The sequence below is a fragment of the Leptothrix sp. (in: b-proteobacteria) genome (assembly GCF_965250675.1).
Classification (GTDB): Bacteria; Pseudomonadota; Gammaproteobacteria; order Burkholderiales; family Burkholderiaceae_C; genus Sphaerotilus.
In genome coordinates this window covers 207787-224266 of record NZ_CBDFPH010000011.1, presented here as the reverse complement: position 1 = coordinate 224266, position 16480 = coordinate 207787, and the positions used below count along the sequence as shown (strand labels likewise).

Here is a 16480-nt window from a genome sequence, read left to right as displayed (position 1 = left end):
GGGGAACGGATCAGCCGGCACGCAGCGTTTGTGCAAGGGCGGTTTCAGGGGTGGCGGCGCGCAACGTGACGGCGGGCGCCGCCACCGGGCGCAGTTCCAGCGTCTGCTGGTTGGGGTTTTGTTCGGTCAGGTTCCCCTCGACCGTGGCCCACAGCAGCGAGCTGTCGGGCTTGGGCTCGGGGACCTTGTTGGTGCAGCGCGGGGTCACTTCGATGGCGCTGCTGCTGCGCTTGAGGTCCAACGTGATCGTCACCTTGCCGGCCTTGCCGGTCTCTTCCACGGCGCGCACGGCGTCGGCCAGCTTCTGGCTGCACAGGTCAATGAATGCGCCGCCGTCCAAGAGGCGTAGCGTGTCGGTGATGGGGCGGATGCTCATCAGGTTCTCCTTGAGGGGTGGGTGGGTCGATGGGAAAAGGGGCGTCAGTGCGCAGGCGCGTTCGTCAGCGCGTGGTCCGTCACGCCGCGCTGGCCGTTGCGGAAGTGCAGGTCGCGGCCGTTGCGGCTGGGGTGCGCGGCAAAGTCCATGCTGCCGGCGCGCGGCACGTAGGCCGGCACGAACAGGCCGTTGCTGGTGTGGCCCGGGTTCATGCTGTTGTGGCGCAGTGAGCCGGCCAGCTCAGGAATCGGCTCGGTGGGTTCGGCAATGCCAAGGGGCTTGAATTTCGGTTGACGCATGGGGGTGCTCGTGGTGCTGGGTGGTGGGGGTGATCAAGTCGCAGGCGCGGCGTTTGGCGGGGCGGTGCTCTGAGGCCGGACGCGGCGGGCGGGGCTCATGGCCGGAATCGGCGCGCGCGGCCTGGTGCCGGTGTCGAGCAGTTCCGCCAGCACATGGCGTTGGCGGAAGTCAGGAACGGCCTGTTCTGCGGCCTCTGGCGCGCGCGCATCGCGCAGCGCTTCTGACCACAACAGCGCAGCCAGCAACTCGACCACGATCGACGACAGCACGGCCACCATCAGCGGCAGCGCATCGGCGCCTGTGCCGGTCAGGCGGTTCAGCTGCGAGGCAACGGGGTCGGAGGCGGCACTGGTGCGGCGCGTGTCCAAACTGGCAGCAGCGGTGGTCAGCTGGCCGCGCAGGTCGGCGGCGCGCTGGGCCTCGGTGTGTTCGGTCCTGAGCGCTTCGACCTGGTCGTGCGCCTGCTGGGCGGCGGTGCGGCGGCTGGCGCAGCGGCCCGGGGTGGCCTGCTCGCAGCGCTGTGCCTGCAGGTTGGCTGCGCTGGCGCGGTGCTGGACCATGACCAGGTCGGCTGCGACCGTGCCGAGCGGCCTGGCGCTGATGCTGGCCAGCTGCTCGCGCAGGGCGCGGCTGTGCGCAGTCTCTTCCACCGTAGCCGCCCGGCTGCTGCCAGCGTGGCCTGCTGCTGATGCGAAGAACACCATGTGCCCATACACCGTGAGCGCCATGCAGACCGCCCAAAGCGCCCAGGCAGCGGCCCCTTTCCCCCTTGTGCGGTTGTTCGCAATGGTGGGCAGCAGGTGCGCGGCCAGTGTGATGACAACGGCAGCGGCCATGACGAGCGCGCGATCAGCCGGCGCTGTGCTGCGCTCCATCGCGGCAGCGGCGGCCATGGCAACGCCAATCACCGAGGTGATCGTTGCGGCCACAGCTGTGGCTTGACGTGGGGTGATCATGCTCACAGCCGCATCACGCCGCCGCGTGTCAGTTCGCCCTGGGGCTGGCGCGGCGCGGCTTCTGTGCGATCGCTGGCCTTACCCAGCGGCTCGATCTGCTCAACGGCATGGCACAGCAGGATCAGGCCATCGCGGGTTTCGCTGTGTTGCAGGCCGCGGCAATGCACGTACACGCGGGCGCCCCGGGGCAGCTCGCGTGCGGCGCTGCGCACGACCATGGCTGCGACCTGGCCGGCGCCGTACTGGCGGTAGGCGCACACAGCAGGCATGTCAGGCGTGGCTTCCAGCTCCACGTAGATGCGCCATGCGCCGTCGGGGGCAGTGATGCGGGCCTCGGCATCTCGGACCAGCACGCCGTAGAGGCGCTGGGTGCTCATGGCCTTGGCCCCAGCAGCCACCACCAGATGCGGCGCAGCAGGCTGGCGCGGCGCCAGGGGCCGCTGCAAGCGGCTTGTTCGTTGCGGTCGGGCCGGAGTGCCATCACAGCGTCCAGGCCGGCAGCAGTTGGCCCAGCACGATGCCCAGGGCGATCGCGAGGGCGTAATCCGCCGCAGCGTGGGGCAGCCATGCGCGGCGGCGGGCGGGCGCGCGGCGGGCCGGTGCCACGTCGAGCGAGCCCGTGAACGTGGGCAGGTCGTCGTCGTCCTGGTCATCGTCCAGATCAGCGTTGCGCGTGGTGGCCGTGGCGCAGTGCGCCGGGTGCTCACAGCGCTGCTGGCCCTGCAGGCAGGTGCCACGGCAGGCCGGCATTTCGTGGGCGTAGACGCTGGGCTGGGTGTGTGGCGCCCAGTCGTCGACTTCGGCTTGGGCGGCGGCCAGTTCGGCCGGCTGGATGAGGCTGCTGCTGTCGATCAGCCGGCGCTCGCCGTTGTCGAGCATGCGCACCAGCAGCAGGCCACGGCGCGTGATGTGCAGCGGCTCGGCCTGGCGAATCAGCAGCCCGGCGGGGCACGAGAAGCGCACGTTGAGGGCGCGCATGAGGGGCAGCGGGGCGATCGCGCTCATTGCGCATCCGCCGCCAGCGAGGCCCAGAGCAGGTGGGTGAACGCCGCCAGCATGGCGAAGTCACCGTCGGTCGGCGGGTTGCGGCCCAGCAGCATGTGCTCGGCCAGCGCCTCACTCAGCATCGTCTTGGTGATGACGATGGTCTCGATCTCGTCCATCTCTGACCTCTGTCGCGACCGGCGCCGGCGGCGCTGTGGGGTGCGATGGGGCGAAGATTACACAAGAAAAACTAGTAATACAAGAGGATTTTGTATTGAGCCGCCGACTTCAGTGCAAATTGCTGTGTGACACTCGGCCTGGTGCAACGTCTGCACGGCAGACCCAGATTCACGACCGTTCCGCATCAGATGCGATGGCGACGTGGTGTTGTGGCGCAGCAAACAGGGGATGAGGTCTAGTGCTCAAGCCGGCTACCAAGAACAACGAAATCAGCGAAGAACTGCGGATCCTGATTGAAGCCACCGTCAAGTGGCTGGATCCATCGTCGTTCACGTTTCGAAAGATCGAGCGCTCGATTCAAAATCTGATGAAGGTTGATGCCCTGGATGGCAGCCTTCGTATGGCGGAACTGGTGTCCATGACGGGGGACATGGAGGCTGCGCACCGCTGGATTCACAATGCTCGACTTGTGGGCGCCCCCAAGTACCTCTGCGCTGGGGTACAAATGGGCACGTATGGCAATCTGGGCTACTTCACACGTTCAGCAGAGCTTTACGGTGCGGCCGTGGCACTGGAGAACAACAATCTGATCGACAATTTCTGCTCTGGATTGGTCTGCGGAGCCTTCAACGCCATGATTGTGAACATCGACGCGCAACGCCGCAGCCAGTTGGCCTGGGGTGCTGAAAATGATGCCGCAGCGGACGTGGCGACTGCAGCAGTCGAAGTTCTGGACCGCATGGGCCTGAACGAAACCGACGTGCAAGCCATGCTGGATGTGGCCGGAGAGGTTCTGCGCGCAGAGAGGGAAATGTGGTTGCGCTTCGCGCCAGTGGTCCGCGTGACCAACACTTCAGACGACACGGGGCTGCTTTATCAGTACTACGTCGACGGCTCTGCCGCACGCGCGTCTGCACTCACTGACCGGGTGATCGACCTCATGATCGACCGCGACCTGGATCGACCCGGGTTGGCGTTCAGCTTTCTGCCGGACAACATCCAGGAGGCCTGATGAGCATCCAGCCTACCGATCTACTGGACTTGGCAGAGCGTCTTGAAACTGGCGCGGAGTGTGACCGCAGAGCCAGCATCAGCCGCAGCTACTACGCGGCCTACCACCTCTGCCTGGACTGGCATCAGGCGTTGCCTGAGCCCGGGTCAGTTGCAGGCAAAGCGGGTGGCAAGCATCAAGAGCTGATCAATCAGTTGCAGAACCCTGGTCCTGGTATTCCGCAGGAGTTGAAAAAGCTTTCGCGCAAGCTGGCGATCAAGCTCCAGACCCTGCGCGATAGACGCGTGCTGGCCGACTACAAGCTGCGCGATGCCCTGGCTGACAACGAAGCGGTGACCCAGCTCCAGCAGTCCAGAGACATGATGAACCTGATGCAACCTGGCGCCCAGGTTTGACGCGCCTTTGGCCGCGCTACAGCCGCCCTCCGAGGCGGCTTTTTCACACTTGCAGCCCAGCCACCCAAGCCGCCAGCAACTCATCACCAGCAGGATCAACCTCGACCACTGCGGTGAACTCATCCAATCGGGCCAAGGCCCGACGCCGCACGCCATCCCAGGCTTCAGCGCCTGACTCGGCGATCACGGCCTGGCCAATGACACGCTGCAGTGCAGCGACCAACGCTACGGGGTCTGTGATGGATTGCATGCGTTGATTGGCGCACGACGCTGCTGACGGAGCCATCCCCCCGAAGGGGGATGGTCATAGGCCACTCCAGCGTCGACACTTACATGCCGTGTGGGTTGTATGCGTCTCACTGGATCTGCGATAGAAATATTGGTTGACCAGTTGATACGTTCATCGGCAGTAGCGCAAATTGCTGTGTGACACTTGAGGTTTGCACAAATGACTGTGCATTACCAGAGATCAAAACCCGGCAGTGAATACGGCAAGGACCGCCTGCTGAAAGGGGAACGAAATGAGCAAAGCACAAGCAGCTACGGCAACGACAGTGGCACGCAAAGCGCCAGTGGCGCGCAAGACGTCGGCGGTGCGCGAGCACACACTGAGCGCCAGCGCTACGGTGTCCACCCGTGCGACAGCCACGCTCGCACAGGGGCGAATCCAGCGTCTGACGGATCCTGAGTTCGCCGAGCGGCTCAAGGCCTTCAATGCCAAGCTGGCCAGTGACCCGGAGTTTGCGCGCGAGATGTTGACCAGCGCTGGCCTGCTGACCAAGGCGGGCAACCTGAAGAAGAGCTTCGGCGGCTGATTGGCGCAGCCGATGTGGGATCTCTACAAGACCCAGCCCAACTGGGTGCTCGGTTTTCACGGATGCGATGAGTCGATCGCCGAAAAGGTGTTCGCCGGCAAGGCGAAGCTCAAGCCCAGTGGCAACGATCATGACTGGCTGGGTGACGGCATCTACTTCTGGGAGGCCAGCCCGCAGCGTGCCATGCAGTGGGCTGAGGATGCAGCCCACAACGCCCTGCTGTCGAAGGGCATTATCAAGACGCCAGCGGTTGTGGGCGCCATCATCGACCTGGGGACATGCTGCAGTTTGTTCGACCAAGCGGCCTTGGATGAACTGGCAGCCGCATGGCTGTCCATGAGCCTGTCGCTGGCATCACAGGGCAAGGAGATGCCCAAGAACAAGGGGCCCGCACCGGACTACCCGAGGCGGTTCTTGGATCGTGCGGTGATTGAGTTCATGTGCGGTGCCCGTGTCGTCAACGGCCTGGCCTCGTATGACACCGTGCGTGGTGCCTTCGCTGAAGGCGGACCGTTGTACGGCGGTGCCGGCATCACGGCACGCAACCACATTCAGATTGCAGTGCGAAAGCCGGCCATGATCAAGGGCTACTTCAGGCCCATTCCGGTGACGTTGCCGTAAAAGTGGTGTTGCAAACCGTCCGTGGTGGCTGGTGGATAAGCACAGAGCTATAGCCGTTAAACCAGAGTATTACGACGAACCACGGCTGATTGGGCACAAAGCTCTGTGTGAGGCAGTATTTTATATGCTGCTGTCGAATATTAATCCGAAATGACCTTGAGCCAAACCAGAAGCTTTCTCACCGAATTCACTGAATTTTTTACTTCGCTTCGACTGCAAGATTCGTTTATCTTATAGTCCGCCTTGACTCTGACAATTTTTGCGAGTTTGAGCCAATCTCCAGCAGGGCGATGACGCTCTGTGAGTTGATCAATAACTCTCTGATGACCACTTTCTCCAGTCGTTGAGGAATTCATCTTCTCCCTTGCGGACAATAGTCCAGCATAGTAGGCGCGAGATGCGGCACTGCGCAATTCAGCGCCATCCCCATTGGCGTCTGAAAGCAACTTTTCAGCCAGCCGGAAATAATCGACGGGCGTGAGGGCCATTAAAAAACGTTTATCAATACATGCCGCTTGGCAGAAAGAGATGAAGCGTCAGACATAATGGCCTGATGTACTTGTTCCTCAAGCTCCATCTGTTTTCTAATCGGCATATCGGCAGTATCTACATTAATCAACAAAACAGGTGTCTCGGGTCGATCTGGATCAAAATCAGTAGAATAAATAATATCTGCCTGTGGAAATTTAGAGAGAATCAAAAAATTTATTTTCTCAAGCCCATATTGATTTACGGTGCGTGCATCGCGTAAAAAATGTTTGACCGTATCGTTGGCCCAGCTTAACGACAGAGCAACCAAAGCTTGAGGTTGGGTGTAGGTCTCAGTATATGGAGGGGCCAGCCCAAGGCATGTTATTCCCAATGTAAATTGGGCCGCTCTTAGCGACAAAAAACTCTTGCGGAGAGCTGATGTCGCGGCAGGGTTTTGATCGTGTCTTGCTGTTTCAGTAGCCAAAACGTGATGTTGGCCAGTAGCATTCGATGCACGCGTGGCAGTCAAATGTGCACCAAGCGAGGTATCGCTGGCATAAAAATCTTCAAAAACTGAACCGATAGCGGCTGTTGTTAACATTGGTTGATGCTGCCTGTATCCAAGGCTGCTCATTATTTGTCCTCCATGCCAACAGCTTGAAGCATCTCATCGGTAAGTAAACCTCGGATTGCGTAGCTATTTTTTTGATGCAACTTGTAAAAAATTTTCTTTAAACCCTCAAGCAACCCATCGCCTTTATCTATGGCGCTTGAGTCAAATGCTTTTTCACCTGATATTGTTCTGAGCGAAATACGGTGATCAATAAATACACCTGTATTGCCAGTTGGCAGTATTTTTGTACTGTTTATATTTAACTGGTTTAATATATGCAAATCGTCCGTATAGTCATCAAACCAACCTTGAAACACATGCCAGTATCTTCCGGTTGAATGCGTTTTCCCCGTGAGGTAGTCTGTATTCTGCCTGAATAAATTATCTCGATTCAGGTCAGAGTCTTCACACTGAAGCGGATATAAAAATTTATCTATTACATGAAAAGCCAGTTCACCCACTGGCAGTGAGTGGCCAATTGCTTCAAGTGAAAAACTGAGATAGCTCAGTGCTTTTTCACTGACTGATTTGTAGTCGGTGTAATCGAAGCAGGCCACCTGCATACCGGTTGCATCCACCCGAAGGCTCCAAACCAACTGGCCATCGTTCTTCGTGAGAAACCGATGAATGCCACCGACAGAGTGTGTCTGAACAGGCATAGAAGCGCCTGGCCCAATCGCCAAGCTGATCGTTTGTGGCCGTTCCTCGCCGGGCAAGTCATCTTGAAACTTTGCCTGAATCGCGTCCACCACGGCACTCATGGCCATTTGGTCAATCGGCTCCATGAGGGTGACGGCAAAGACAGCAGCTTCGATCGCGTTCTTGCCCCGAAGCGGATTGGGCTTTGTAGTCATGTTTGTAGTTTTCCGGTAAATGCTGCTGCGCAGCATAAACAACCGAAATGTACCCTTAAGCTGCCAACCTGGCATTGGGGTATGTCAGTGCAGACGTGTGCATCACGCGACAAATGCCGCAGTTCAACGCATGCGGTGGTTCCATCCCATCCCATCAATCAGGCCGCTAACCGCTCCAGTTGGACGACCCGCTCGGCTGCAGCGGCAGCTGTCGGTATGGTGCGGGACAACACTTTTTGGTTATCGGCGATGGCCTCGATTTGCGCCAGTGCACTGCGCCGCACAGGGTTCTGCGGGTCGCCAACCAAGATGAGCTCGAAGTGCCGGGGCCGTTCGTTGGCCAGCAGGCCTAGGGTGGTCGGCTGGTTGGAGACGAAGCGGCGCAGGGCAGCCAGTTCGAAGAGCTTGCCGTAGGCTTGGGTGAGGTTGGTGTCCAGCATGCGGTCGCTCTGCGTGACCTGCAGGAAGTAACACACGGCTTGGCGGCCCAGAAAGTCCACCCTCAGTGGCGCAGCGCGGTCACCCAATGTCAGGTAGCGCCCAAAGCGCTGTGACAGGTGCTTGGTGCGCACACTGCGGCGGATGTGCTGCTTGACCTGTTCCACCAAGGACCGCTGGCGCGGTGCGGCCTCTGCCTGGGCTTCAGCGAACAGCTGGTGCAAGGTGCTGTGCATGCTCAACGCGTGACTGAGCGCAGCCTCAGCGTTGGCTGCTGAGAACGGGCTGACGTTGCTCAAGTGGGCGTGGCGGAAAGGGGGGATCCACTCTGATTCAGCGCCGCTATTCCAGTGGGCGGCAAGAGACTCGCACAGGAACTGTGTCACATCGGCCAGTGCTGCGCCCGCAGCGCCGAACAAGCGCTCTGCGGTAGCGGTGTTGACCGCACTGCGGTAGACGGTTTCGCCATTCATCAGCTGCAGCACCACCCCGGCGCAGATGCGCTCGCCCGAGATCAGGTTGGGGGTGAACTCAATGACGCCGCGCCGCCCGCTGATGCCGGTGTGTTCCGCTGTAAGGGCTTCGGCAATGCCAGTTGGGGGTGTCCAAGTTGTTGGCATAGAAAGGTGTGGGTGTGGGTGAAGCGTTCGCGCACAAAGGCCAGCAGGTTGTTTCGCTCGGCGTCGGAGTGCCAATGGTGCAATGGAATCGAGTCCATGGCCTCGGCGACGCTGAGTGCGGCGGCTGGAAACCGCAGCCACTGGGCTGCCGCGTCGAGCAGGCCCAGACGCTCTCCGGCGTCGAAGAACTCGTTGAGTATGAGTGTGATCTTGTTGGTCAGCGGCGCATCGACCAGGTCGGCGTAGTCGAACTTGTCGAGCATCGGCCCGCCGATGGCCTCGGCATGGTCAATGAGCCACAGCCTGCGACGCGCGTAGACGAAGTTGCCCAGGTTGCGGTCGATGTTGGCCAGCCAGCCGTCGAATGCTGTCACCGCCATAAGGTCAGGCCATTGCAGCAGCAGCTTGGTGGCCATCGCAGCTCGCTTGTTCAGCAGCTGGTCAAAGCTGCCGCCGCCCAGGTGCTTGGTGCCAACCGCGAGGGTGTCCTGAGGTGAAGCCTTCGTGAGCTGGGAGCCTGGCAGTGCACCTGCGGGTATCCGTACGATGAACGGCTCCGGCACGGCCAGCCCCAGTGCTCGGCCAATGACGGCGCACACCAGTTCCGCCGCCATCTGCCTCGGCGGCCCCACCCGCAAGTAAAGGCTGACGTCGGTTTCGTCCGATGCCCTGCGGCCAGAGGCCACCCACAGTTCATCTGGCTTGCTGGCCTCCAGGTCACGCATCACGCGCGTGGCCCCAAGGTTCAGCGTCAGCAACTCCACTGGGGCTGCTGTGGGGTGGTAAGTCCCTTCGTTGGCGCTGTGTGCCGTCAGCGGTTTCGCATGCGATGCGCGAGGTCGTCGATGAGTTGCCAATCTTCTTCCCTGAGTTCGTTTTTCTTGGCCAGCAAGGTCAAGGTGTCGATCACGGCCACCGACTTCGCAGAAGCGCGCAAACGCCAGTCTTGAAGAAGAGCTTCTGGCGATTGGGGCCGGTCTGACCCTGATTCACTAGTCTTCCCCGTGGTCAGCCACCCTTCATCACACTTCAGAGAAGTGGCAACAAGCGGCAGCCTCTTGCGCGTTGGGGCGGTCGACTTTTCCCACTGCTGCACTGTTTGCCAAGTAACTCCAACCAGTGCGGCAAGCTGCTCCATCGAGAGCTCCAGAGCGCTTCGGCGGGCTTTGATGCGGTCGTGGATTGACATGGGCACGATGCTGAACACAAGTTTTGTTTGTGTCGATACAAGATTGTTTTGCATTACTAGTTTTTCTTGTGCAAAATGCAAGAATGCAGAACACGCTATCTCCCCTCGATCGAGCGATTAAAGCTCTCTGCGGACCGATCGGTCTAGCGAAGGCAATCGGCCTGAGGAATTACCAGTCCGTACAAGGTTGGAAGCAGAAAAAGGTTCCCGCCGGCCACTGCCCCGCCATCGAGCGCGCCACCCGAGCGGTCGGTCAACCCGTGCTGTGCGAAGAGTTGCGCCCGGACGTCGATTGGGTGGTGCTGCGGCAGAACGCGGTGGCAGAGAAAGCGGTGGCCTGACATGGCTGAGCGCAATCCCACCTGTACCGATGACGTGCGCTTCTTGAGCGACGAAAGCCAGCCGCTGTGCCTCAGTGCGGACGACCCACGACGATCGCAATGGCAGGTGGCTGATGCTGGAGATATTCCACCAGCTGCAGAACCATCACCGGCACAGGCTGTCGAGTGACCGGGTCGACCAGAAAAGGCACGTTCAGCGTGTCGCCTACATGGGGCAGCGTGCGCGGCCAGTGCTCCGTCATGCCTTCGATGAAGGCGATGCTGCCTTGCGCCGTGGCGTGCACAGCCCACTTCATGACGGTGTTGCCGGGAACGATTCGAGGTTGGTTCATGGGGGCCCTCCCTGGGCAGTTTCAATGGTGTGGCTGTGATGGTCGTTGCATGAAGCTCCTACCGCTGCGCCTCCGGCACCGTGCATTGCGCCAAGTTGCCGCCGCATGTGAGCAGCAGGTGGCTGCGAGCGATCTTCATTGCCACGGGCTCTCGCAATGGGCTGTGCTCATGGTTGCACCACGTCACTTCGTAGGGCTGCAGATCTTCTTGTTGCTGGTGGGCAGTTATTTGATTGCTTTGCAGCGTCTTGGTGCACGTATTGAACCAAGGGCAGGGGCGTTCGATGCCCTGCCGGTCTGAGTCGAGTTTCATGGGTGCCCTCCTCGAGGCGTTGGTGTGGGTGAGAGCTGCCAGCGTACTTGAGGCAGGGCGCCCGCCTATCGCCCCAAAGGTGGATTGACAAGATGAGTATCAAGCGCCCCCACATCGTCAAGGTCGCCCTGAGCGATGACGAAATGCTGACCGTGTACGAGCAGGCGCAGGCGCAAGACCTTGCGAATGCTGATGTGCTGCGGAAGGGTTGGTTGCTGGCCACGTTTGGCAGTGTCGGCCTGGCACGGCGCCGTGCCCAGCGGAATCGCGGTGATTCGTCGGGACTCGAAGGGCCTGACTTTGCCGATACCGACTTCAGCGACGGCGTGCACGGCCGATGACCTGCGCTACCCCCTGCGCCCAGCAGCGCGAAAACATCATTCACACGGCAGCTATCCGCGCCGCGCTCTGCGCCGCACGGGGCCTGCCTCTGTCCACTGCCTGTTTCCTCCCTGGGTTGCCGTCAGCAGCCTTTGCCCCCGCGTCTGCTGAGCAGGCCGGGGGCTTTTTTTCGGATGCGGCAGACGGTGAAGGGTCCGACCTCGACTGAGGCCGGGCTGAGCACGACAACAACAGAGCACGGCGATGAACTTTTTCCGGTTTCACCTGGGCGATTGGGCCGCGGCGACGGCGCACCTGACGATGGTCGAGGATGCCGTTTATGGGCGCCTGATCCGGCGCTACTACAACACCGAGGCCGCGCTGCCGGTCGACCATGCCGAGCTGTGCCGGGTGGTGGGCGCACGCAGCAAGGTCGAACGCCAGGCCGTGGACACGGTGCTGGCGGAGTATTTCGAGTTGTGCGATGACGGCTATCACCAGTCGCGGTGCGATGCCGAGATTGCGGCCTATCAGGCCACGCAGGCCGGTGCTGATGCGGCCAAGGCGGCAGAGCATGAGCGCCTGCGCCGACACCGCCAGGAGCGCAGTGATCTGTTTGCGGGCCTGCGGGCGCATGGCGTCAGCCTGCCGTGGAACACGCCGATGGGCCGTGTGCGCGAGCTGGCCAAGCAATACGGGGTAGCCAGTGCATCGGCGCCTGAGGCATCACCTGCAACGCCACCTGCAACGGACCTGCAACGCGCTCGAAACGGCCTTGCAACGGCTAACCCAGCTACCAGCTCCCAACTCCCAATAAAGAATAAAGACACACACACCACTGGACTTACTTCCACCGTTGCAGGTGCGTGTTCTGACGCTGCTTTGAACGAGGTTGAGCAGCCAGGGCAGGGGAGCACCCCCCTAGAGCCCGAATACGTCACCAGGGATCTGGACGACACCCAGCCTGAAACGCGACCTGCAACGCGACCTGCAACCGTTGCAGGTGCTGCAGCCCCGATGACCAGCCCGACGGAAGCCGGCCGCATCTGTCGGCTGATGCGGCAGCAAGGCGTGGCGGATACGAATCCGGGAAACCCGAAGCTGCTGGCGTTGATTGGCTCGGGCCTGTCGGATGCGCAGTTCCAGTGGGCTGCGGGTGTGGCCGTCGAGAAGAGCAAGGGCTTTGCCTATGCGCTGGCCGCGCTGAAGGGGGCATCGATGGAGGCGCAGCAGGTACCCGCTGTGGCAGCGGTGCCGGCTGAGAAGCCGCCCACGCAAGCCGAGTTGCAGAACTACCGCCTGATGCCGGGCCTGTTCAAGGGCACGCCATTGGGTGAACGAATCGTCAAGTACCTTGAGGAGCAGCAGCATGCAGTTATCGCCTGATCAAGTCGACGCCGTCTGGTCGAAGCTGACCGTGACCTATGGCCGGGACTTCCTGTTCCAGTGGCACGGGCTGCCGCCTGAGGCCGTGAAGCAGGACTGGGCCTGTGAGCTGGGCGGGTTCCGCACGAAGCCGTGGGCGATCGCCTACGCCCTGGCGCATCTGCCGCTGAAGCTGCCGATGACGGTGCTGACGTTCCGGGCCTTGTGCGCTCAGGCACCAGAGCCCTCGGCCCCTGCTGAGCCTGCACCTGCGCCCGCTGATGTGCGGCGCGCTGCAGCGGTACTGAGCCAGCTGGCACCTACGCCGTACCGGTCAGGCCGGGACTGGGCGCACAAGCTGATGCAGCGCGAGGTACGCGGCGAGAAGCTGGGGCTGTCACAGCGAGAGTCGTGGCGCCTGGGGTTGGGCCTGCCCAGGGATGTGGATGTATCGGTGGCCGCTGCGCAGTTTCAGGTGGCGGCATGAAGATCATGGTGGACATCAAGGGCTTGCGCGAGGTGCAGGATGCGATCAAGGATTTCACCGCCCGGCGCATGAATGCGGCGCTGGCCACGGCGTTGACGCGCACCGCCGCCAAGGTCCGCACTGAAGTCCAGCGCGAGTTGCCCAGCGTGTTTGACCGGCCATCGGCTTACACCACGCGCAACATCCGCTACACCGGTGCCACGGCCAAGTCGCTGGCGGCGGTGGTGGGCTTCGACATCGAGGCCGTCAGCAACGAGCGTGGCCAGGTACAGCGCTACATCCAGACCGGCAACGACACGCCGGCCAGCAAGTACCTGCAGTTCCAGGTAGATGGCGGCACCCGCCGCGTCAAGCGCTATGAGCTGGCGTTGCAGGCCAAGGGCGCCATGCCCAAGGGCTGGGTGTCGGTGCCGGGTGCCGGTGCACGGCTGGATGCCTACGGCAACGTCAGCCGCGGGCAGATCGCGCAGATCATCAGCCAGCTGGGCACCGAGCTGCTCAGCGGCTACACCAACACGCCGCAGAGCATCAAGGCCAAGGTGTCAGCGCAGCGCAAAGCCGGCGGCCAGTTCATCGCCGTGCTGCCTGGCCGTGGCGGCAGGCTCAAGCCTGGCGTGTACCAGCGCGAGCGCATCGGCCGCAACCTCACGCCGGTGCTCGTCTACGTCAAGGCGGCCACGTACAAGCCGCGCTTCGACTTCGATGGCATCGCACGCCGCGCTGCGGAGCGTGTGCTGCCTGAAGAGGTGGCGCAGGCGGTGCGCGAATCCGCCGCCCGCCTGGCTGCCCGAGGTGCCGCATGACCGCCCACCCCCCCGGTCTCGGGTCCTCCCCAGCTCCCTCCGGTGCGGGTAATTCGGACCCCGTTCTCGCGCTGTTGCAGGACTCTCCTAAGGGGGTTAAGTGAAGGTCGTACTCGCCCTGCAGGCCCCGGTGACACAGGCCGAATTCGCACAGATGGTCGGCCTCAGCGAGGCCGCCGTTTCGCAGATGAAAACCAGTGGCGTGCTCGATGCCGGCGCCACGTCGCATGCCTGGCTGCTGGCCTACTGTGGCCGCCTACGCGAGCAAGCCGCCGGCCGCATGTCGGGCGATGGTGCCGGGCTCGACCTGGTGCAGGAGCGCGCCGCGCTGGCCCGCTCGCAGCGCGAGGCGCAGGACATGAAGAACGCCGTGGCGCGCGGCGACTACGCCCCCATCGGCCTGCTGGCTGACGTGCTGGGCGCTGCGTCGTCTGCCGTGGTCGACCGCTTCGACCAGCTCGACAGCTCACTGCGCAAGGCCTGCCCCGACCTGCCCGAGGCCGCGCGCGTGGCAGTCCAGCAGGTGATCGCCTCGGCCCGCAACGAGTGGATCCGCTCCACCGCCTCGCTGATCGAGGCGCAGCTGGATGAGCCCGATGACGTGGCCGATGAGCACGATGCCTTTGATGAGGCCGACACCGAATGACACGCACCCTGCGCCGCTATCGCTGCAGCCATGAGGCCCGCCGGGCTGCGATTGCTGCTGTGCGCCTGGGTCTCGACAGCCTGCGCGCTGAGCCGCCCCAGCGCCTGAGCGACTGGGCTGCTGACCACTTCAAGCTCGCCGGCGAATCCAGCCACCAGAAGGGCGCCTGGGAATCCTGGCCGTTCCAGATCGGCTGGATGGATGCCTTCAGCAACGACGACATCGAGCACGTCGACGTCCAGAAGTCCAAGCGCGTCGGCTACACCAAGACCGTGGCCGCATTCGTGGCCTACAACATCGCGCACCGCCGCCGCAAGCAAGCCGTCTGGCAGCCGACCGACGACGACCGCGACAGCTTCGTCAAGTCCGAGATCGACCCCGTGCTCGACGGTGTGGCCGCCGTGCGCGCCGCACGGCGCAAGAGCAAGGCCGGCGCGCACAAAGACACCATCGCCTTCAAGTCCTTCCGTGACTCGGTGGCGCACTTCCTGGGTGGCAAGGCCGCGCGTGCTTACCGCCGCATCACCGTGGCCGTGTCCATCCTCGACGAATGGTCGGGCTTCGATGCGCAGATCGAAAAATCTTCCGATCCCGGCACGTTGGCCAAGGGTCGACTGGAGGGCGCGCCATACCCCAAGTTCGTCGGCGGCAGCACGCCGCGCATCAAGGGCCTGTGCCACGTCGAGCGATCACGCCTCAACGCCGACGCGGACATGCGGTACAACATCCGCTGCCCGCACTGCCAGGAAGAGCACCCGCTCAGCTGGGGCGGCAAGGACGCAGCGCACGGCATCAAGTGGACCCGTGGCCAGCCCGACACCGTGCGCCACGTCTGCCCGCACTGCGGCGGCGAGATCTTGCAGGGCGACTACCTGCGCGCCTGGCTGGGCGAGTGGGTCTGCATCAAGACCGGCATCCGCTACGGCCAGGACCGCATCTGGCGCGATGCCGCCGGCCAGCCCATCCGCCCCCCGCGCCACGTCGCATTCCAGATCTGGGCCGGCTACAGCCCACAGCGCACCTGGGCCGACATCGTGCGCGAGTTCGAACAGGCGCTCGCTGCGCTGGCCGAGGGCAACGTCGGGCCGATGCAGGGCTTCGTCAACGAGACGCTCGGCGAAACCTGGGAAATCGTCGGCGACCGCACCGAAGAGCACGCGCTACAGGCACGTGCTGAGCCGTTCCCTCTGCGTGTGGTGCCTGTTGGTGGCCTGGTGCTCACCGCTGGCGTCGACCTGCAGGGCAACCGCTGGGAGATCGGCGTCTGGGCCTGGGGTCGCGGCATGGAGTCCTGGCCGATCGACCACCACATCATCGAAGGTAACCCCGCCGATGAGCGCGACTGGGCCGCCGTCGAGCAGTACCTGCAGCGCCGCTACCCGCAGGCGTGGCACGGCGGATCGATGGGCATCGATGCCATCAGTATCGACTCGGGCCACCACACCCACGCCGTCTACAACTTCGTGCGCCAGCAGCAGGGCCGCCTGCGCGTGTTTTCGGTCAAAGGCTCCAGCCAGGAAGGCAAGCCCATCAAGGGCACCGCCAGCAGCCAGGACGTCACCTGGCGCGGCCAGAAGTGGCCCAACGGCGTCAAGAACTGGGAGATCGGTGTCGACACCGCCAAAGATCTGTTGCACGGCCAGCTCAGCATCGCAGCGCCTGGCCCTGGCTACGTGCACTTCAGCGACCAGCTGCCGCGTGAGTGGTACGAGCAACTCACAGCTGAGCAGCGCATCCTCTCGCGCACCGCCACTGGCGAGAGCTACCGCTGGGTCAAACGCCGTGCACGCAACGAGGTGCTCGACACCCGCAACTACGCGCTGCACAGCGCCTACATGCTGGGCCTGCAAGCCAAGCGAGATGCCGACTGGCTGCGCCTGGAGCAAGCCGTGCAGCCCGCCCGCGACCTGTTCAGCCCACCTGACATCGTCATCTCGGCACCTCTGCCGACTCCGATTGAAATCCCTCACCCAGCCACGCTGCCTGAACTGCCGTCACGCATGCTGGCTGCACGGCAGGCGCCCCGCCGGCTCGGATGAGCTCTGCAC

General features: G+C 62.6%; 26 protein-coding genes. 11 read left to right on the top strand and 15 right to left on the bottom strand.

All coding sequences use genetic code 11. The features are described from left to right. Nucleotides 1-10: 10 nt before the first annotated feature. The 6 genes from AC5IG3_RS15495 to AC5IG3_RS15470 form a co-directional block, all read right to left on the bottom strand. Complete coding sequence (locus AC5IG3_RS15495) at nucleotides 11-376, bottom strand: YfdP family phage-associated protein (protein ID WP_491907198.1); 366 nt, start codon at nucleotides 374-376, stop codon at nucleotides 11-13. A 44-nt stretch (nucleotides 377-420) separates the two neighbouring features. Continuing rightward, nucleotides 421-675 (bottom strand): hypothetical protein, encoded by a 255-nt coding sequence (locus AC5IG3_RS15490; protein WP_491907197.1) that lies wholly within the window; start codon nucleotides 673-675, stop codon nucleotides 421-423. 33 nt (nucleotides 676-708) lie between these two features. Continuing rightward, the gene (locus tag AC5IG3_RS15485) at nucleotides 709-1605 is read right to left on the bottom strand and encodes a hypothetical protein (RefSeq protein WP_491907196.1); all 897 of its coding nucleotides are present in this window, start codon (nucleotides 1603-1605) and stop codon (nucleotides 709-711) included. Nucleotides 1606-1634: 29 nt separating this feature from the next. After that, nucleotides 1635-2009: a hypothetical protein gene (locus AC5IG3_RS15480; RefSeq protein ID WP_491907195.1), complete on the bottom strand. Its 375-nt coding sequence runs from the start codon at nucleotides 2007-2009 to the stop codon at nucleotides 1635-1637. A gap of 103 nt (nucleotides 2010-2112) precedes the next feature. Beyond that, nucleotides 2113-2637: a hypothetical protein gene (locus AC5IG3_RS15475; RefSeq protein WP_491907194.1), complete on the bottom strand. Its 525-nt coding sequence runs from the start codon at nucleotides 2635-2637 to the stop codon at nucleotides 2113-2115. Then, complete coding sequence (locus tag AC5IG3_RS15470; protein ID WP_491907193.1) at nucleotides 2634-2795, bottom strand: hypothetical protein; 162 nt, start codon at nucleotides 2793-2795, stop codon at nucleotides 2634-2636. The genes AC5IG3_RS15475 and AC5IG3_RS15470 overlap by 4 nt, the downstream gene beginning before the upstream one ends. A gap of 239 nt (nucleotides 2796-3034) precedes the next feature. Here AC5IG3_RS15470 and AC5IG3_RS15465 point away from each other — a divergent pair, with 239 nt between their 5' ends. Further along, nucleotides 3035-3808: a hypothetical protein gene (locus tag AC5IG3_RS15465; RefSeq protein WP_491907192.1), complete on the top strand. Its 774-nt coding sequence runs from the start codon at nucleotides 3035-3037 to the stop codon at nucleotides 3806-3808. Next, a complete protein-coding gene (locus tag AC5IG3_RS15460) occupies nucleotides 3808-4203 on the top strand; it encodes a hypothetical protein (protein WP_491907191.1) in 396 nt (131 codons plus the stop codon). Before AC5IG3_RS15465 ends, AC5IG3_RS15460 begins: the two co-directional genes overlap by 1 nt. A 43-nt stretch (nucleotides 4204-4246) precedes the next feature. Here AC5IG3_RS15460 and AC5IG3_RS15455 read toward each other — a convergent pair whose 3' ends face one another. Beyond that, nucleotides 4247-4453 carry a hypothetical protein gene (locus AC5IG3_RS15455; protein ID WP_491907190.1) on the bottom strand — a complete coding sequence of 69 codons (207 nt, stop codon included), beginning with the start codon at nucleotides 4451-4453 and terminating at the stop codon, nucleotides 4247-4249. A 271-nt stretch (nucleotides 4454-4724) separates the two neighbouring features. Between AC5IG3_RS15455 and AC5IG3_RS15450 the strand changes: the two genes are divergently transcribed. After that, on the top strand, nucleotides 4725-5018 hold the full coding sequence (locus AC5IG3_RS15450; RefSeq protein WP_491907189.1) for a hypothetical protein: 294 nt from the start codon (nucleotides 4725-4727) through the stop codon (nucleotides 5016-5018). 12 nt (nucleotides 5019-5030) lie between these two features. After that, nucleotides 5031-5639, top strand: a complete 609-nt coding sequence (locus tag AC5IG3_RS15445; protein WP_491907188.1) for a hypothetical protein — start codon at nucleotides 5031-5033, stop codon at nucleotides 5637-5639. 140 nt (nucleotides 5640-5779) lie between these two features. Here the strand turns inward: AC5IG3_RS15445 and AC5IG3_RS15440 are convergent, their stop codons facing one another. The 6 genes from AC5IG3_RS15440 to AC5IG3_RS15415 form a co-directional block, all read right to left on the bottom strand. Then, complete coding sequence (locus AC5IG3_RS15440; RefSeq protein ID WP_491907187.1) at nucleotides 5780-6127, bottom strand: hypothetical protein; 348 nt, start codon at nucleotides 6125-6127, stop codon at nucleotides 5780-5782. Then, nucleotides 6127-6744 carry a hypothetical protein gene (locus AC5IG3_RS15435; RefSeq protein ID WP_491907186.1) on the bottom strand — a complete coding sequence of 206 codons (618 nt, stop codon included), beginning with the start codon at nucleotides 6742-6744 and terminating at the stop codon, nucleotides 6127-6129. Before AC5IG3_RS15435 ends, AC5IG3_RS15440 begins: the two co-directional genes overlap by 1 nt. Beyond that, nucleotides 6744-7577 carry a TIGR04255 family protein gene (locus AC5IG3_RS15430; RefSeq protein ID WP_491907185.1) on the bottom strand — a complete coding sequence of 278 codons (834 nt, stop codon included), beginning with the start codon at nucleotides 7575-7577 and terminating at the stop codon, nucleotides 6744-6746. The genes AC5IG3_RS15435 and AC5IG3_RS15430 overlap by 1 nt, the downstream gene beginning before the upstream one ends. 158 nt (nucleotides 7578-7735) lie before the next feature. Next, nucleotides 7736-8503, bottom strand: a complete 768-nt coding sequence (locus AC5IG3_RS15425) for a hypothetical protein (protein WP_491907184.1) — start codon at nucleotides 8501-8503, stop codon at nucleotides 7736-7738. 26 nt (nucleotides 8504-8529) lie between these two features. Continuing rightward, nucleotides 8530-9393 (bottom strand): HipA family kinase, encoded by an 864-nt coding sequence (locus AC5IG3_RS15420; protein WP_491907183.1) that lies wholly within the window; start codon nucleotides 9391-9393, stop codon nucleotides 8530-8532. Nucleotides 9394-9446: 53 nt separating this feature from the next. Then, the gene (locus tag AC5IG3_RS15415; protein WP_491907182.1) at nucleotides 9447-9878 is read right to left on the bottom strand and encodes a helix-turn-helix domain-containing protein; all 432 of its coding nucleotides are present in this window, start codon (nucleotides 9876-9878) and stop codon (nucleotides 9447-9449) included. A 29-nt stretch (nucleotides 9879-9907) separates the two neighbouring features. Here AC5IG3_RS15415 and AC5IG3_RS15410 point away from each other — a divergent pair, with 29 nt between their 5' ends. Further along, the gene (locus AC5IG3_RS15410) at nucleotides 9908-10165 is read left to right on the top strand and encodes a transcriptional regulator (RefSeq protein WP_491907181.1); all 258 of its coding nucleotides are present in this window, start codon (nucleotides 9908-9910) and stop codon (nucleotides 10163-10165) included. A 71-nt stretch (nucleotides 10166-10236) separates the two neighbouring features. Here AC5IG3_RS15410 and AC5IG3_RS15405 read toward each other — a convergent pair whose 3' ends face one another. After that, nucleotides 10237-10497 carry a hypothetical protein gene (locus tag AC5IG3_RS15405; RefSeq protein ID WP_491907180.1) on the bottom strand — a complete coding sequence of 87 codons (261 nt, stop codon included), beginning with the start codon at nucleotides 10495-10497 and terminating at the stop codon, nucleotides 10237-10239. Between the two features lie 58 nt (nucleotides 10498-10555). After that, nucleotides 10556-10810, bottom strand: coding sequence for a hypothetical protein (locus AC5IG3_RS15400; protein ID WP_491907179.1), 255 nt, complete (start codon nucleotides 10808-10810; stop codon nucleotides 10556-10558). Nucleotides 10811-10902: 92 nt separating this feature from the next. Here AC5IG3_RS15400 and AC5IG3_RS15395 point away from each other — a divergent pair, with 92 nt between their 5' ends. The 6 genes from AC5IG3_RS15395 to AC5IG3_RS15370 all read left to right on the top strand — a co-directional run bounded on the left by AC5IG3_RS15395 (nucleotide 10903) and on the right by AC5IG3_RS15370 (nucleotide 16471). Then, nucleotides 10903-11151: a hypothetical protein gene (locus AC5IG3_RS15395; protein ID WP_491907178.1), complete on the top strand. Its 249-nt coding sequence runs from the start codon at nucleotides 10903-10905 to the stop codon at nucleotides 11149-11151. A gap of 244 nt (nucleotides 11152-11395) precedes the next feature. Beyond that, nucleotides 11396-12517, top strand: coding sequence for a YdaU family protein (locus AC5IG3_RS15390; protein WP_491907177.1), 1122 nt, complete (start codon nucleotides 11396-11398; stop codon nucleotides 12515-12517). Continuing rightward, nucleotides 12501-12983, top strand: a complete 483-nt coding sequence (locus tag AC5IG3_RS15385; RefSeq protein WP_491907176.1) for a hypothetical protein — start codon at nucleotides 12501-12503, stop codon at nucleotides 12981-12983. The genes AC5IG3_RS15390 and AC5IG3_RS15385 overlap by 17 nt, the downstream gene beginning before the upstream one ends. Further along, complete coding sequence (locus tag AC5IG3_RS15380; RefSeq protein WP_491907175.1) at nucleotides 12980-13786, top strand: hypothetical protein; 807 nt, start codon at nucleotides 12980-12982, stop codon at nucleotides 13784-13786. The genes AC5IG3_RS15385 and AC5IG3_RS15380 overlap by 4 nt, the downstream gene beginning before the upstream one ends. A 100-nt stretch (nucleotides 13787-13886) precedes the next feature. Beyond that, nucleotides 13887-14432, top strand: coding sequence for a hypothetical protein (locus tag AC5IG3_RS15375; protein ID WP_491907174.1), 546 nt, complete (start codon nucleotides 13887-13889; stop codon nucleotides 14430-14432). Next, nucleotides 14429-16471, top strand: a complete 2043-nt coding sequence (locus AC5IG3_RS15370; protein WP_491907173.1) for a phage terminase large subunit family protein — start codon at nucleotides 14429-14431, stop codon at nucleotides 16469-16471. The genes AC5IG3_RS15375 and AC5IG3_RS15370 overlap by 4 nt, the downstream gene beginning before the upstream one ends. Nucleotides 16472-16480: the final 9 nt, after the last annotated feature.